Annotated in this window: 14 protein-coding genes; 6 read left to right on the plus strand and 8 right to left on the minus strand. The window is 63.3% G+C overall.

Annotated features, from left to right (window positions below; genetic code table 11):
• Positions 1–26 precede the first annotated feature (26 nt).
• Complete coding sequence (locus MRK42_RS08500; RefSeq protein WP_338612173.1) at positions 27–1,424, minus strand: PLP-dependent aminotransferase family protein; 1,398 nt, start codon at positions 1,422–1,424, stop codon at positions 27–29.
• A gap of 111 nt (positions 1,425–1,535) precedes the next feature.
• Between MRK42_RS08500 and MRK42_RS08505 the strand changes: the two genes are divergently transcribed.
• On the plus strand, positions 1,536–2,297 hold the full coding sequence (locus MRK42_RS08505) for a transporter substrate-binding domain-containing protein (RefSeq protein WP_338612174.1): 762 nt from the start codon (positions 1,536–1,538) through the stop codon (positions 2,295–2,297).
• Between the two features lie 9 nt (positions 2,298–2,306).
• A complete protein-coding gene (locus MRK42_RS08510; protein ID WP_338612175.1) occupies positions 2,307–3,380 on the plus strand; it encodes a succinylglutamate desuccinylase/aspartoacylase family protein in 1,074 nt (357 codons plus the stop codon).
• 68 nt (positions 3,381–3,448) lie between these two features.
• Here the strand turns inward: MRK42_RS08510 and ppk2 are convergent, their stop codons facing one another.
• Complete coding sequence (ppk2, locus tag MRK42_RS08515; protein WP_223378060.1) at positions 3,449–4,276, minus strand: polyphosphate kinase 2; 828 nt, start codon at positions 4,274–4,276, stop codon at positions 3,449–3,451.
• Positions 4,277–4,378: 102 nt separating this feature from the next.
• On the opposite strand from ppk2, the gene MRK42_RS08520 reads away from it, so the two are divergent.
• Positions 4,379–5,179 carry an alpha/beta fold hydrolase gene (locus MRK42_RS08520; RefSeq protein WP_338612176.1) on the plus strand — a complete coding sequence of 267 codons (801 nt, stop codon included), beginning with the start codon at positions 4,379–4,381 and terminating at the stop codon, positions 5,177–5,179.
• 81 nt (positions 5,180–5,260) lie between these two features.
• Here the strand turns inward: MRK42_RS08520 and MRK42_RS08525 are convergent, their stop codons facing one another.
• The 3 genes from MRK42_RS08525 to MRK42_RS08535 all read right to left on the minus strand — a co-directional run bounded on the left by MRK42_RS08525 (position 5,261) and on the right by MRK42_RS08535 (position 7,659).
• A complete protein-coding gene (locus MRK42_RS08525) occupies positions 5,261–6,070 on the minus strand; it encodes a MipA/OmpV family protein (protein ID WP_338612177.1) in 810 nt (269 codons plus the stop codon).
• A 261-nt stretch (positions 6,071–6,331) separates the two neighbouring features.
• The gene (locus tag MRK42_RS08530; protein WP_216992542.1) at positions 6,332–7,402 is read right to left on the minus strand and encodes an AI-2E family transporter; all 1,071 of its coding nucleotides are present in this window, start codon (positions 7,400–7,402) and stop codon (positions 6,332–6,334) included.
• Entirely contained in the window at positions 7,396–7,659 is a 264-nt protein-coding gene (locus tag MRK42_RS08535) for a sulfurtransferase TusA family protein (RefSeq protein ID WP_124239970.1), read from the minus strand. Before MRK42_RS08535 ends, MRK42_RS08530 begins: the two co-directional genes overlap by 7 nt.
• Positions 7,660–8,033: 374 nt before the next feature.
• Here MRK42_RS08535 and MRK42_RS08540 point away from each other — a divergent pair, with 374 nt between their 5' ends.
• Positions 8,034–9,488, plus strand: coding sequence for a M48 family metalloprotease (locus MRK42_RS08540; RefSeq protein WP_354689014.1), 1,455 nt, complete (start codon positions 8,034–8,036; stop codon positions 9,486–9,488).
• A gap of 104 nt (positions 9,489–9,592) precedes the next feature.
• On the opposite strand, the gene MRK42_RS08545 is transcribed toward MRK42_RS08540, so the two are convergent.
• Positions 9,593–10,075 (minus strand): TlpA disulfide reductase family protein, encoded by a 483-nt coding sequence (locus tag MRK42_RS08545; RefSeq protein WP_338612178.1) that lies wholly within the window; start codon positions 10,073–10,075, stop codon positions 9,593–9,595.
• Between the two features lie 60 nt (positions 10,076–10,135).
• Between MRK42_RS08545 and arsC the strand changes: the two genes are divergently transcribed.
• The gene (gene arsC / locus MRK42_RS08550) at positions 10,136–10,486 is read left to right on the plus strand and encodes an arsenate reductase (glutaredoxin) (protein WP_026457654.1); all 351 of its coding nucleotides are present in this window, start codon (positions 10,136–10,138) and stop codon (positions 10,484–10,486) included.
• Positions 10,483–10,866, plus strand: a complete 384-nt coding sequence (locus tag MRK42_RS08555) for a DUF2069 domain-containing protein (protein ID WP_026457653.1) — start codon at positions 10,483–10,485, stop codon at positions 10,864–10,866. The genes arsC and MRK42_RS08555 overlap by 4 nt, the downstream gene beginning before the upstream one ends.
• 40 nt (positions 10,867–10,906) lie before the next feature.
• On the opposite strand, the gene MRK42_RS08560 is transcribed toward MRK42_RS08555, so the two are convergent.
• A complete protein-coding gene (locus MRK42_RS08560; protein ID WP_338612179.1) occupies positions 10,907–11,527 on the minus strand; it encodes an ACP phosphodiesterase in 621 nt (206 codons plus the stop codon).
• Positions 11,528–11,538: 11 nt separating this feature from the next.
• Complete coding sequence (locus MRK42_RS08565) at positions 11,539–12,441, minus strand: lysine exporter LysO family protein (RefSeq protein ID WP_042024911.1); 903 nt, start codon at positions 12,439–12,441, stop codon at positions 11,539–11,541.
• Positions 12,442–12,507: the final 66 nt, after the last annotated feature.

Genomic DNA, 12,507 nt, shown 5'->3' on the forward strand with positions numbered 1-12,507 from the left:
TGGCCGGGTGCAAATAGAGCATCGCTTCATGACGATCCCTCCTGCTGGCGGGCCCAGCGCTGCAGAAAGTCGAGCAGGGGCTGATGGCTGTATGCCAGGTTGCAGCGCAGCCAGGGTGTGGCCGGAGCATCGACCCGAAACTGGCTGCCCGGGGCCAGCAATAACCCTTCGGCCAGCGCCGCTTCGCTCAGGGGCAGGGCATCCTGATGGGGCTCAGGGAGCCTGACCCAGGAGAAGAGACCGCCCTGGGGCGGACAGAAACTCTGCCAGCGGATCTGCTCCAGCCCCTGTTGCCAGCGCTCACCGGCCCGCAGCAGTCGATCCCGCAGCCGCTGCTGCTCTTTCGGGGTGTCGGGATCCTTGAGCATCCGCAGCACCAGACGCTCCGCCAGTTCGGAGGAGGCGATGGCGTTCATCACCTTGTAGCGCAGCAGACGGTCGGTGCGCTCCTCGCTCGCCAGCAGATAACCCACTCTCAGGCCCGGGGCCAGCGCCTTGGCAAAGCTGCCGATGTAGATGATGTGCTCCAGACCCGCCAGCGCCGCCAGGGTCGGGGTGGCGCTCTGGGTCAGGGCCGCACTCACGTCGTCCTCGACGATCAGGCAGTGGTGCTGCGCCGTGAGCTGCAAGACCCGAAACGCGGTGGCGGCCGAGTAGCTGGCGCCGGTGGGATTGTGCTGGCGCGGGTTGGTGAAGAAGGCCTTGGGCTGCGCCAGGTGCAGTTGCTCGGCCAGCACGGCGCAATCGGGGCCCTGCGCTGTCCAAGGGACGCCTATCACCCTCATGCCGGCGTGTTGCAGCAGGGTGATGAGGTTGCAGTAGCCAGGGTCGTCCACCAGCACTGTGTCGCCTGAGCGGAGTTCCGACTGCACCACCAGTGCCAGGGCCTGACTGGCCCCCTGGGTCAGCAACACCCCTTGCGGATCCACCGGGATGCCGAGTGCCTCGTGGTGTTGCCAGAGGTGCTGGCGCAGCGGCTGCCAGCCTGCCGAGTGACCATAGGCGATGGCGCAGTCGGCCTCTCGTCCCTGCTGGCGCAGGGCGCGTTGCAGGATCTGGGTCGGGTACCACTGGCTGGGCAGCCAGCCACAGCCGGGCTGAACCACCTCGGGGCCCGGAGTGATCCTGTGGTCGGTCAGCCAGCGGGCATCGGGTACCGGCGGCGGTGCCATGGGCGGGGCCAGCGGCGTGCGGGCCACATAGTAGCCATCCCCCCGTCTGGCGACGATCACCCCATGCTGTACCAGTCGGCTGTAACCGTCGGCAACGGTGAAGGTGCTGATGCCAAGGATGGCGGCGAGTTGGCGCACCGAGGGCAGGCGCTGGCCCGGTGCAAGCTGGCGCGCGGCGATGGCCTGCTGGATGGCGTGTATCAGCTGCTGGATCAGGGAACCCTGGGTCGGATCGAGGGAGAGGGAGGGCATACTGTAGTGGCTCTTTGACCTGTACGGTTGGGGTGATTGTTAATGGATTGTATATGTAACGTATCGGGCAAATGCAATAGTGTCGAGCCATCCACCCAGAGGAGAGACACCATGAAACGAGCCCTGTTATTACTCACCGGCCTGCTGTTTGCCCAGTCCGTTCTGGCCGGCCCCGTCCTTCGCATCGCGACCGACGGCACCTTCCCGCCCTACAGCACGGTCAATCCGGACGGTTCGCTGGCCGGGTTCGATGTTGATATCGCCAATGCGCTGTGCGCCGAGATGAAGGTGACCTGCGAGCTGAGGCAGTACGACTTCGACGGCATGATAGCCGGGCTCAAGGCCAGAAAATTCGACATGATCGTCGCCTCCATGGCGATCACCGAGGAGCGCCTGCGCCAGATCGCCTTCAGCGACAAGTATCAGGGGGGCTACTCCCGTTTCATGGGGCCTCGCGATACATCCCTGAATGGTGAACCCGCTGCCATGGCCGGCAAGCGGATAGGCGTGCAGCTTGGTTCCATTCAGGAGAACTATGCCAAGGATGTCTATGGCAAGGCGGGGGCCGAGGTGCGCACCTACGGTTCGGCAGAGCAGGCCTGGCTGGATCTGATGGCGGGTCGGCTGGATGCCATTGTGGTGGAAATCGGCGTCGGCATGGAGTTCAAGAAGCGGGAAGGGGCGGCCGGGTTCGACTTTTTCGGCCCCAGGATGAATGACCCCGCCTACTTCGGTACCGGCTCCGGCATCGCGGTGCGCAAGCAGGACGCCCGCCTGCTGGGGGAGGTCAACAAGGCGCTCGCTACCCTGCTGGCCAACGGCACCTACAAGCAGATCAACGACAAGTACTTCGATTACGACCAGTACGAATAAGGGAACAGGATGAAGGAGATCAAACTCCCCCTGCCCGGCGGCACGCCGGGCAGTCAACGGGTGTTGCAGGCCTGGGAATTTGGCTGCAGTGGGCCCCTTGCCTATCTGCAGGCGGGTCTGCATGCCGACGAGTTGCCCGGGGTGCTGGCCCTGCATCGCCTGCGCCAGCATCTGATGGCCCTGGAGCAGCAGGGAGCCTTGTTGGGGCGTATCCGTCTGGTGCCCCAGGCCAACCCCATCGGTCTGTCCCAGTGGCATTTGGGGTTGCATCAGGGGCGCTTTCTGGCCGCCACCGGACAGAACTTCAACCGGGGATATCCCCTGCTGGTGGCGAAGGGGGAGGCAATACCCACCCACCTGACGGCGCGCGATTTGTTGCTGGCCAGGCTGGCCGAACGGCGTCCCTGCGGCGAACTGGCGTGGTTGCAGCACACCCTGTTTGGCTGGGCACTGGAGGCCGATCTGGTGCTGGACATCCATTGCGACAGCGACGCCCTGCTGCACCTCTATGGCCACGTTCGCCAGCGCAGCCAGGTGGAGCGCCTGGGTGCCTGCCTCGGGGCCGGGGTGATGCTGCTTAGCGAGCAGGCGGGGGGCATGTCTTTTGATGATGCCCTGCTGCAGAACTGGTATGCCCTGATGGAGGGGCCACAGGTGCCGGTCGCGGTGACGGTGGAGCTGAGGGGGCAGCAGGATGTGGCCGATCATCTGGCCGAGCAGGACGCCCGGCGGCTGCTGGCCTGCCTGGTGGAGTCTGGCTGGATTGATCCCGCATTCAGGATGCCAGCTGATCCGCCCGCCTGCACAGAGGGAAAGGTGACGCCACTAGCTGCGGTGGAGGTGATCTCGGCCCCGGCGGCGGGGATCCTGAGCTACGAGGTTGCACCCGGGGATCGGGTGCTGGCGGGGCAGCGGGTCGGCTGGCTGACGGATGCGCAAACCGGGGAGCGTATTGCTCTGACCACGCACCACGAAGGCCTCTGTTACGCCAGGGTGCTCAACCGGCTGGCCTGCGCCGGGGATGAGGTGATCTTCCTGGCCGGTGAGGTTGCCCATCGGGAAGGGGACTTGCTGGGGCTGTAAATGGCTACCCGGAGTTTTGTGCGCTGCGTTGACAGGCCAGCCAGAGCGGCTGGCCGGGTCAGGCGTTATCAGTGATCGTCTTTGTCATCAAGATCTGCGGTGATGTCCGGCACGAAGTTCTGGCTGGTGAGCGGCGGGCGCTCGTAACCTTCGGTGCTGATGGGGGGCAGCTCTATGTGCTCGTAGTGGATCGCCTCGTAGGGCACCTTGCCGAGCAGGTGGGAGATGCAGTTGAGGCGGGCACGGCGTTTGTCATCCGCCTCCACCACGAACCAGGGGCTGTCCTGGGTATCGGTGTAGGTGAACATGTCATCCTTGGCGCGGGAGTATTCGACCCAGCGCGAGCGGGATTGCAGATCCATGGGGCTGAATTTCCAGCGCTTGATGGGGGTGCTGATCCGCTCCTTGAAGCGCTTCTCCTGCTCCTCGTCGCTGACCGAGAACCAGTATTTGATGAGGGTGATGCCGGAGCGGATCAGCATCCGCTCGAACTCGGGGCAGGCGCGCAGGAATTCCCGGTACTCCTCGTCGCTGCAAAAGCCCATCACCCGCTCCACCCCGGCCCGGTTGTACCAGGAGCGGTCGAACAGCACCATCTCGCCGGCGGCGGGCAGGTGGGCCACATAACGCTGGAAGTACCACTGGGAGCGTTCCCGGTTGGAGGGGGCTGGCAGGGCGGTGACCCGGCACACCCTGGGGTTGAGCGGCTCGGTAATGGCCTTGATGACGCCCCCCTTGCCGGCGGCATCGCGTCCCTCGAACACCACCACGACTTTCAGTCCCTCCTGCTTGACCCACTCCTGCAGCTTGACCAGCTCCTCCTGCAGATGGGCGAGGTGATGCTCGTAGCGCTTCTTGTTGAGGCGCGGGCGTTTCTTGCTCTTGTCCTTTGGCATGATCTTCTCCTTGTTGACACTCTTCCAGATTGCACCACAGAAGCGTCATCGCCAAGTGGGGCGTGATACACTGCCGCTCCACTAGAGGCAACAGGAGAAAACATGAAGCAGTTTATGGAGATAGCGGGTCGCCGCATGGCCTATCTGGACGAGGGGCAGGGCCCTGTGCTGCTGTTTGGTCACAGCTATCTGTGGGACAGCGCCATGTGGGCGCCGCAAGTCGAGGCGCTCAAGGGGCAGTATCGCTGCATCGTGCCCGAGCTCTGGGGCCACGGGGATTCCGACGCGCTGCCAGAAGGCCCCTGCTCCCTGGCGACCCTGGCCCGCGATCACCTGGCGCTGCTCGATGCCCTCGGGGTGGCAGAGTGTGTGCTGGTGGGCCTCTCCATCGGTGGCATGTGGGGTGTCGAACTCGCGCACATGGCGCCGGAGCGTCTCAAGGGACTGGTGCTGATGGACAGCTTCGTTGGCCTCGAGCCCCAGATCACCTGCGAGCGCTATCTTGGCATGCTCGCCATGATTGAGCAGCTCGGCACCATTCCTGCGCCCATCGTGGCGCAGGTGGCGCCGCTCTTTTTTGCCCATCAGCCGGATGCGACCTTGATGGATGGCTTCAAGGCGCGCCTGGCGAGCTGGCCCGCCGACAAGGTGGCCGCCATGGTGGCGGTTGGGCGCAGCTTCGTGACCCGGGAGGATCGCATCGACTGGCTCGAAGAGATCGCCGTACCCAGCCTGGTGATGACAGGCTGCGAGGACAAGGCCCGTCCCGTGCTGGAAGGCTATCTGATGGCCGAGGTGCTGGGTTGCCCCTTCAAGGAGATCCCGGGAGCGGGCCATATCTCCACCCTGGAGAATCCCGACTTCGTCAACGGCGCGCTGGGAGCGTTTCTGGCCGGGCTGTGAGGGTGACACCTTGCCGGATAGCGAGAAAAGGAGCGATGGGCTCCTTTTTTCTTTTGTCTTGCGACTTGTGCGGCTGAGGGGTTACCAGATATAGCCGAGGCCGAAGCCTGCATAGAGCTCGCCCTTGTGCTGGACGATAGGGCTGTCGGCGATGTCGTCGTCATAGCGTTCGTAGTTGACGCCAAAGCCGCCAATCCAGTTGGCACTGAAGCGATAGCTGCCGATGACGGAGACCATGGGGGAGAGGGTGGTGCCCGTGTTCCACGCCTGCCTGCCTGCCCGGGCCTCTTCTTGCGATACACCGCCGAAGTAATAGTTGGCGAGGTTGTGGCTGCGCAGCATCACGCCAGCCCCCGGCATCAGCAGCAGCGGGCCGCGGATGATGGGGAAGTTGGCCCACAGCATCACCTCCTGGCCGTTGCTGTTGCCGGTCACGTCCGTAGTGGCCCGCATGGTCCACAGGGCATAGGGGGTGATGAGATCGGCCCCGAAGCCGGCCTCGAACTCCCCTTTGCGCTTGTTGAGGCCATGGAGGAAGGCATCATCATCCGGATCCAGGTTGCCAAAGCGCATCCGCCCGAAGGCGTAGGTGGAGAAGCCGCCATCCCGGGTGAGGTAGTAGCGGGCCCGATCCCCCAGATACATCAGGTTGTCGCCAAAATAGAGGGCACCCGGGATGGGCAGCAGGGTGTCGTCCTGATGCTGGTAACGGGCCTGGCCTGCGATAAAGGCGCCGCCAACGACCAGTCCCTTGGGAATGGGGCTGCTTGGGCTGTCGCTGGAGAAGGCGCTGAGTGCCCCGAGATCGAGGTCGGCCCGGACGGGGGCCGAGAGCAGCAGCGCCAGAAGGGCGCCAAGAGAGGCATGGCGAAAGGCCGGGACTGGGGGCATATGAAATATCCTTATGGGTCGGTGACCGATGCAGTGGTGGCGCAACAGGGTGCCGGTAGCGTAGCCAGTTAAGCCGATTTGTATTGTGAATTCAAACCGATAGAGCAAAAAGAGTGGTGTGTTGCCAATGCTGGTCCCAATGGACGCCCGGCCTGGGCTGTGAGAGGCATTGCCGATAAGTAGGTGAGCGCTGCCGCCAACAAAAAAAGAGAGGCTTGGCCTCTCTTTTTGGTCTTTGCCTGTCGTTGCAGAGATGTTCCCTCAGGGGGCGGGGCGGGGCAGCTCTTCCCGCTTGGGCCAGACGTTGAGCACCGCCTTGACCAGGGTGGCGAGGGGGATGGCGAAGAAGACCCCCCAGAAGCCCCACAGGCCGCCAAACACCAGCACGGCGATGATGATGGCCACCGGATGCAGGTTGACTGCCTCGGAGAAGAGCACCGGCACCAGCAGGTTGCCATCGAGGGCCTGAATGACCAGATAGGCCACCATCAGCCAGGCGAAGTCGGGGGTGAGCCCCCACTGGAACAGGGCCACCATGGCCACCGGCACCGTCACCACGGCGGCGCCAATATAGGGGATCAGCACGGAGAAGCCGACCGCCACCGCCAACAGGGCCGAGTAGCGCAGTCCCATCAGGGCGAAGGGAATATAGGTCGCCACCCCGACGATGAGGATCTCGATCACCTTGCCGCGGATGTAGTTGATGATCTGGTTGTTCATCTCCACCCAGACCCGGTTGACCAAGGTGCGGTTGCGCGGCAGGAAGCGACGCAGCCCCCCCATCAGCACCTGCTTGTCTTTGAGCATGAAGAAGACCATCAGGGGCACCAGGATGAGATAGACCATGATGGCCACCACGTTCACCAGGGAGCTCAGGGAGGCGCTGACCAGGTGCTCGCCCCCGCTCAGGATGCGTTGGCGCATGTTGTCGATGACGGTTTCCACCAGGCTGACATCGACAAGCTCGGGGTATCTGTCCGGCAGGGTGCGCACATAGTCCTGGGCATGGGTCAGCATGGCCGGGGCTTCTTTGGCCAGATTGATGCTCTGGTGGACCAGGGTCGGGATAAGGCCCAGCACAGCGGTCACCGCCAGGGTGATGAAGATGAGCAGCACCAGACTGGTGGCCAGGGTGCGGGAGAGCCCCGCCTGCTGCAGCCGGACCACAGGCCACTCCAGCAGATAGGCCATGACGATGGCCACCAGGATGGGGGCGAGCAGGTTGCCAAATAGCCAGAGTCCGGCAAAGCCGAACAGCAGCAACAGGAAGAGGGTGACGGCATCGGGATCGGAAAAACGGGTCTGATACCAGCGCTTCAATACTTCTAACATCTAGCGTCCTTACACGACGGGGTCTGTGAGAGTGGCCTGGCCCCGACAACCAGTAGTAAAGAGAGGGTCTGATCCGGCGCCTGTTGCAGCGTGACCTGATGGCCGAGGCGTTGCAGATAGGCCGGAATATCCTGCCGCGAACCCGGATCGGCCAGGCGGATGGTCACAACCTGGCCTGGTTGGGCTTCTCTTAACCAGAGTTTGAGCCGGATCAGGGGCTCGGGGCAACGCCAGGGGGTCAGGTCGAGGTACTCCATGAGGGCTCCATCTCGAGAGTGGTCGCTATTATGGCCGCGATGACAGCACGAAACAACGCTTGTAGCCCTTCTGGGGCAAGGGTATTCTGCCGAAGCCCCGGTAGGGTCTGCTGACGTTTCGTCACGACCGCGACGGCGTCAGTTTTTGCGCAAGACCAGGCTGCGCCAGCCAAGGAGCATGGATCGAGTCACGACGTTTTGCGCAAAAGCTGGCCTGTCCCTACGGGTTGCGCGGTAAATGACGCCATGCGTCGTTGCAGGAGTGGCCAAGGGTATGGCCATTGTCGGCGTTCCGCGCCTTGCCTGGCGCCATTTGTCGCTGCAACGCGGCTTGCGCCGCAACGTCAACAGACCCTATTGGAGATAGAGATAACGTGGCACGCTTTTCCCCCCTGATGGCATCCATTCCCCTGCTGGCCTCCCTGATGGGCGCCACGTTTCATGCCCAGGCGAACAACCAGCTTCCCGACATCGGCACCGCCGGTGTCTCGGCCCTGCCCATCGAGCAGGAGGTCCGTTACGGCAATGCCTTCATGCGCTTCGCCCGGGCGGGTCTGCCCATCATCGACGACCCCGTGCTCAACCAGTACATCGACGATCTGGGCCAGCGTCTGCTCTCCAATGCCGACGGGGTACGCTTCCCGTTTACCTTTTTCCTCATCAATGACCCCAGCATCAACGCGGCCGCTTTCCTCGGCGGGCGGGTCAAGGTGCATACCGGCCTGTTTCTCTACGCCGACAACGAGAGCGAGCTCGCCTCGGTGCTGGCCCACGAAATCACCCACGTGACCCAGCGCCACATCGCCCGCTACATGGAAGCGCAGGCGAGCAGCTCCGCCATGACCCTGGCCGGTCTGGTGGGCTCCATTGCGCTGGCGGTGATCAACCCCACCGCCGGTATCGCCGCCCTGCAGACCACCCTCGGCCTCTCCATGCAGTCCGCCATCAACTACACCCGTGACAACGAGTACGAAGCGGACCGGATTGGTATGAAGACCCTGTATGACGCCGGCTTCGATCCCATGGGGATGGCGACCTTCTTCCAGAAGCTGGCCGCCGAGTACCGCTATGCCAGCAAACCACCCGAGATGCTGCTGACCCACCCGCTGCCGGAGACCCGGATCAGCGAGGCGCGGTCCAGGGCGAGCAACTACAGTCGCCGCAACCTCTCACCCAGCCTCGATTTCTGGCTGGCCAAGGTGCGTATCCAGGTGCGCTACGGCACGGACACCCCCCAGGGGTTGCTGAGCTACTTCGACACCCGCATCCAGAAGGGGGATTATCCCCTCAAGGATGCCGCCATCTACGGCAAGGCGCTGGCACTGATCCAGCTCAAGCGCACCGACGAGGCGGATGCCCTGATGAAGGAGCTGGCCTCCCGCCATCCGGAAGACTTGTTCGTGGTGGATGCTCTGACCGACATCGATCTTGCCAAGGGGCGCAGCGCCCAGGCCATCGCCCGGCTGGAAAATTTCCGCACCCGCATGCCGGACAACGAGGTGATAGTGGTGAACCTCGGCAACGCCTATCTCGAGAGCGGCAACTACAAGAAATCCATCGCCATTCTCGATCCCTATGCCCGCGAGCATGAGGAGAACAACCTGGCCTGGAACCTGCTCTCCGATGCCTATCGCAAGGCGGGACGGATGACCGAGCTGCACATGGCGCGGGCCGAGATGCTTGCGCTGCGCGGAGATTATCAGGCTGCCATCGACGAGCTCATCGTGGCCCGTGGCACCACCAAGGATCGGATGACGCTGGCCCGGCTCGAAGCCAGGATCACCGAGCTGGAGCGGGCCAAGAAGGATCTCGACAGCCTCAAGGGTTGATGACCCAATATGCGGTTAGCCAACAAGGGCGCACCTCGGTGTGCCCTTGTCATTGATGGTCAAATATGGCGAGTGACAGCCTGCGTGATGACGGGGGTGAAGGGTTAGTTGCCCAAGGTGCGGGCCGCCGCCTTGAGGGCATCGATCTGCGGCTGGTCGAGCTCGCCGACCAGGGTCTGCTGCAGTCGGCCCTGGCCATCGAGCAGATAGCTGGTGGGCAGCCCGGTCGGGCGCGGGAAGGGGAGCTTCGCCGTCTCGTTGGCGATCAGCAGCGGCAATGGGATGTCATAGCGCTCGGCCAGTTGGCCCAGCTCAGCCGGCGTCGCCGGGTCATAGTTGATAGCCACCACGGCGATCTCGCCTTCCCGGGCGAGTGCCGCCAGGCGCGGCATCTCCCGAAGGCAGGGGGCGCACCAGGGGGCGAAGTAGTTGACCAGGAGCGGCTTGCCGGCGAAGTGCGACAGGGAGAGAGGCTGGCCCTGCGCATCGGTGAACTCGGGGGCCGGCGTACAGGCGCTCAGCAGGCCGGCCACAATCATCCAACAAATTCGTTTCAATTCCTTTCCACTGCCGCTTACCCTGACCATCACTTTCCCCTACAATAGCGCCGTTTCTTGTCCCATCTTGCGATTAATCAGGGAGTTACCATGAGCGAGACCCAAATCTACCACAATCCGCGCTGCTCCAAGAGCCGTGAAACCCTGGCCTTGCTGGAACAGCGCGGGATCGCCCCGGACGTGGTGCTCTATCTGGAGCAGGCCCCGAGCGTGGAGACCATCCGCACCCTGCTGGGTCAGCTTGGCTTCACCGATCCGCGCCAGCTGATGCGCACCAAGGAAGAGCTCTACAAAGAGCTGGGGCTGGCCGGGCAGAGCGGCGAGGCATTGATCCTGGCGATGCACCAGCATCCCAAGCTGATCGAGCGCCCCATCGTCATCAAGAATGGCCAGGCCCGTATCGGCCGTCCGCCAGAGCAGGTACTGGAGATCCTCAAGTGACCACCCGCCTTGCCCGTCTGCTGACCCTGGTCGGCTTCTTCGGCCTGCTGATCTGGGTGCTGCTGTGGCACCTGTGGCTCTCGCCCCACCCGGACCTCAACCCCTGGCTGCTGCCGGTGATCTGGACTGTGCCCCTGCTATTTCCCCTCAAGGGGATAGTGCAGGGCAACCCCTACACCCACGCCTGGGGCAACTTCGTGCTGATGCCCTACTTCCTCCATGCCCTGACCCTGATCACCACGGATGAAGGGGAGCGGTGGCTGGCGGTGGTGGAGCTGCTGCTCACCACCCTGGCCTTTGTTGGCACCATCTACTACGCCCGCCTGCGTGGCCGCGAGCTGGGTTTAAGCATTCGCAAGAAGAAAGAGGAGGCGAAATAACGCATCCGGCTGTCAAAAACGCCCCGAACGGGGCGTTTTTTTATGGCGTTTGGTGATGGACAGCCGCCTCGCTGCGGTAGTTGGCCAGCTGTTGGCGGCTAAACGCCATCAGCTCGGGGTAGAAGCGCAGAAACCCCTGCTCGCACCGGCACCAGCGGCTCTCATCCAGGGTGAGCAGGGCGTCTCCGAGGGGCAGGGGACGGCGCAGCCGGCGACCGATGCCGTTGAGGGCCTGACCCAGTCCCTCCCTGTGGTGATAGGAGGCAATCCAGTTCTGCTGCGCCATCCGTGTGAGCGGAGTTGGCAAGCCATCGGGCAGGATGCGGTGATCTGCCAATAGCCGGGCATAGCTCTGCTGCAAGAAACTGGGCAGGGGATGCTCGTGAAATTGCGGCCAGTGCTGGCTGAGCCAGTGATCGTAGAGCATGTCCACCAGGATGCCGCCAAAGCGGCGCCAGGGAGCCTCGAAGCAGGCCACCGCCGCCCTGTGTTCGGGGTGGGCGTCGGTGAAGCCATCTATCTTGCGATGCAGCCAAATGCCCTCATCAAAAGGAGCGTCCAGCCCGGTCGGCAGCGGTCCCTTGATAAAATCCCCCAGCAGATTGCCGGTGAGGGAGCTGTCGGTGTGGGCGGCCAGATGCAAATGTGCCAGAAAGTTCATGATGCTGGCGCTCAGATCGCCAGAAAGCCCAGGATCAAGATGGGGCCGAGCAGGCTCAGGATAAAGCCGGAAACGATGGCAACCGGCACCACCTGGATGCCGCCGGATTTCTGGATCACCGGCAGGGTGAAATCAAGGGCCGTGGCGCCGCCGTAGCCGATGGCGGCACTGGGGTGGCGGCGCATCAGCACCGGGATGATCAGGATGGCGATAAGCTCGCGGCCGAGATCGTTGATAAAGGCGGCGGAGCCCAGCACAGGGCCCAGCTTGTCAGCCACCAAGATGCCGGAGAGCGAATACCAGCCGAAGCTGGAGCTGATCGCCAGGGCGTGGCTGGCAGGCATCTCCAGCAGCTGGGCGGCCAGCAGGCTGCCGAGCCAGCTGCTGAGAATGACGGTGGCGGCTATCTTCATGCCCCAGGGGTTGAGCAGGATCTGGCGCAGCCGCATACCGGAGTTGCGCATCTGCACCCCGATGAGAAACAGCAGCAGCATCAGGGCCCATTCGCTCCATTTGTCGATGGGCAGGGCGCGCAGGTCCACCAGCAGCCCCAGCAGCACGCCGCCGAGCACCACGAAGCAGAGCTGGAGCGACTCCCACAACAGGTGCAATTTGCTCGGCATCTTGCCGTCGCTGGCCTCGTGGGTCGGAGGAGATCGTCGGTCCAGCCACCAGAGCGCCAGCAGGTTGCACAGGGTAATGGCGGTGAGCATGACGCCGGCCACCTTGAAGATCACTGCCAGGTTGCTGCCGAGGTTCTCCACATAGGCAAGCCCCAGCCCCATCAGGAACAAGATAAGGTAGACCATCTTGCCGAGAGACTGGTTGACCAGCTTGATCAGCCGGGCAGAGGAGAGGGGAACCAGATAGCCGATCACCAGAGGTAACAGGATCAGCAACACATTGAGCAACATCGGGGCCTCGGTCACAAAAATTGATAAAAACGCCACATTATCATTACTTCTTGGCTCTGTGTCACA

The sequence above is a fragment of the Aeromonas sp. 19NY04SH05-1 genome (assembly GCF_040581895.1).
Classification (GTDB): Bacteria; Pseudomonadota; Gammaproteobacteria; order Enterobacterales; family Aeromonadaceae; genus Aeromonas; species Aeromonas enteropelogenes.

Bases quoted from the DNA above. Each gene is read 5' to 3' on its own strand.
- MRK42_RS08500 (WP_338612173.1), bottom strand. From the start codon at position 1,424: ATGCCCTCCCTCTCCCTCGATCCGACCCAGGGTTCCCTGATCCAGCAG.
- MRK42_RS08505 (WP_338612174.1), top strand. From the start codon at position 1,536: ATGAAACGAGCCCTGTTATTACTCACCGGCCTGCTGTTTGCCCAGTCC.
- MRK42_RS08510 (WP_338612175.1), top strand. From the start codon at position 2,307: ATGAAGGAGATCAAACTCCCCCTGCCCGGCGGCACGCCGGGCAGTCAA.
- ppk2 (WP_223378060.1), bottom strand. From the start codon at position 4,276: ATGCCAAAGGACAAGAGCAAGAAACGCCCGCGCCTCAACAAGAAGCGC.
- MRK42_RS08520 (WP_338612176.1), top strand. From the start codon at position 4,379: ATGAAGCAGTTTATGGAGATAGCGGGTCGCCGCATGGCCTATCTGGAC.
- MRK42_RS08525 (WP_338612177.1), bottom strand. From the start codon at position 6,070: ATGCCCCCAGTCCCGGCCTTTCGCCATGCCTCTCTTGGCGCCCTTCTG.
- MRK42_RS08530 (WP_216992542.1), bottom strand. From the start codon at position 7,402: ATGTTAGAAGTATTGAAGCGCTGGTATCAGACCCGTTTTTCCGATCCC.
- MRK42_RS08535 (WP_124239970.1), bottom strand. From the start codon at position 7,659: ATGGAGTACCTCGACCTGACCCCCTGGCGTTGCCCCGAGCCCCTGATC.
- MRK42_RS08545 (WP_338612178.1), bottom strand. From the start codon at position 10,075: ATGGTCAGGGTAAGCGGCAGTGGAAAGGAATTGAAACGAATTTGTTGG.
- arsC (WP_026457654.1), top strand. From the start codon at position 10,136: ATGAGCGAGACCCAAATCTACCACAATCCGCGCTGCTCCAAGAGCCGT.
- MRK42_RS08560 (WP_338612179.1), bottom strand. From the start codon at position 11,527: ATGAACTTTCTGGCACATTTGCATCTGGCCGCCCACACCGACAGCTCC.
- MRK42_RS08565 (WP_042024911.1), bottom strand. From the start codon at position 12,441: ATGTTGCTCAATGTGTTGCTGATCCTGTTACCTCTGGTGATCGGCTAT.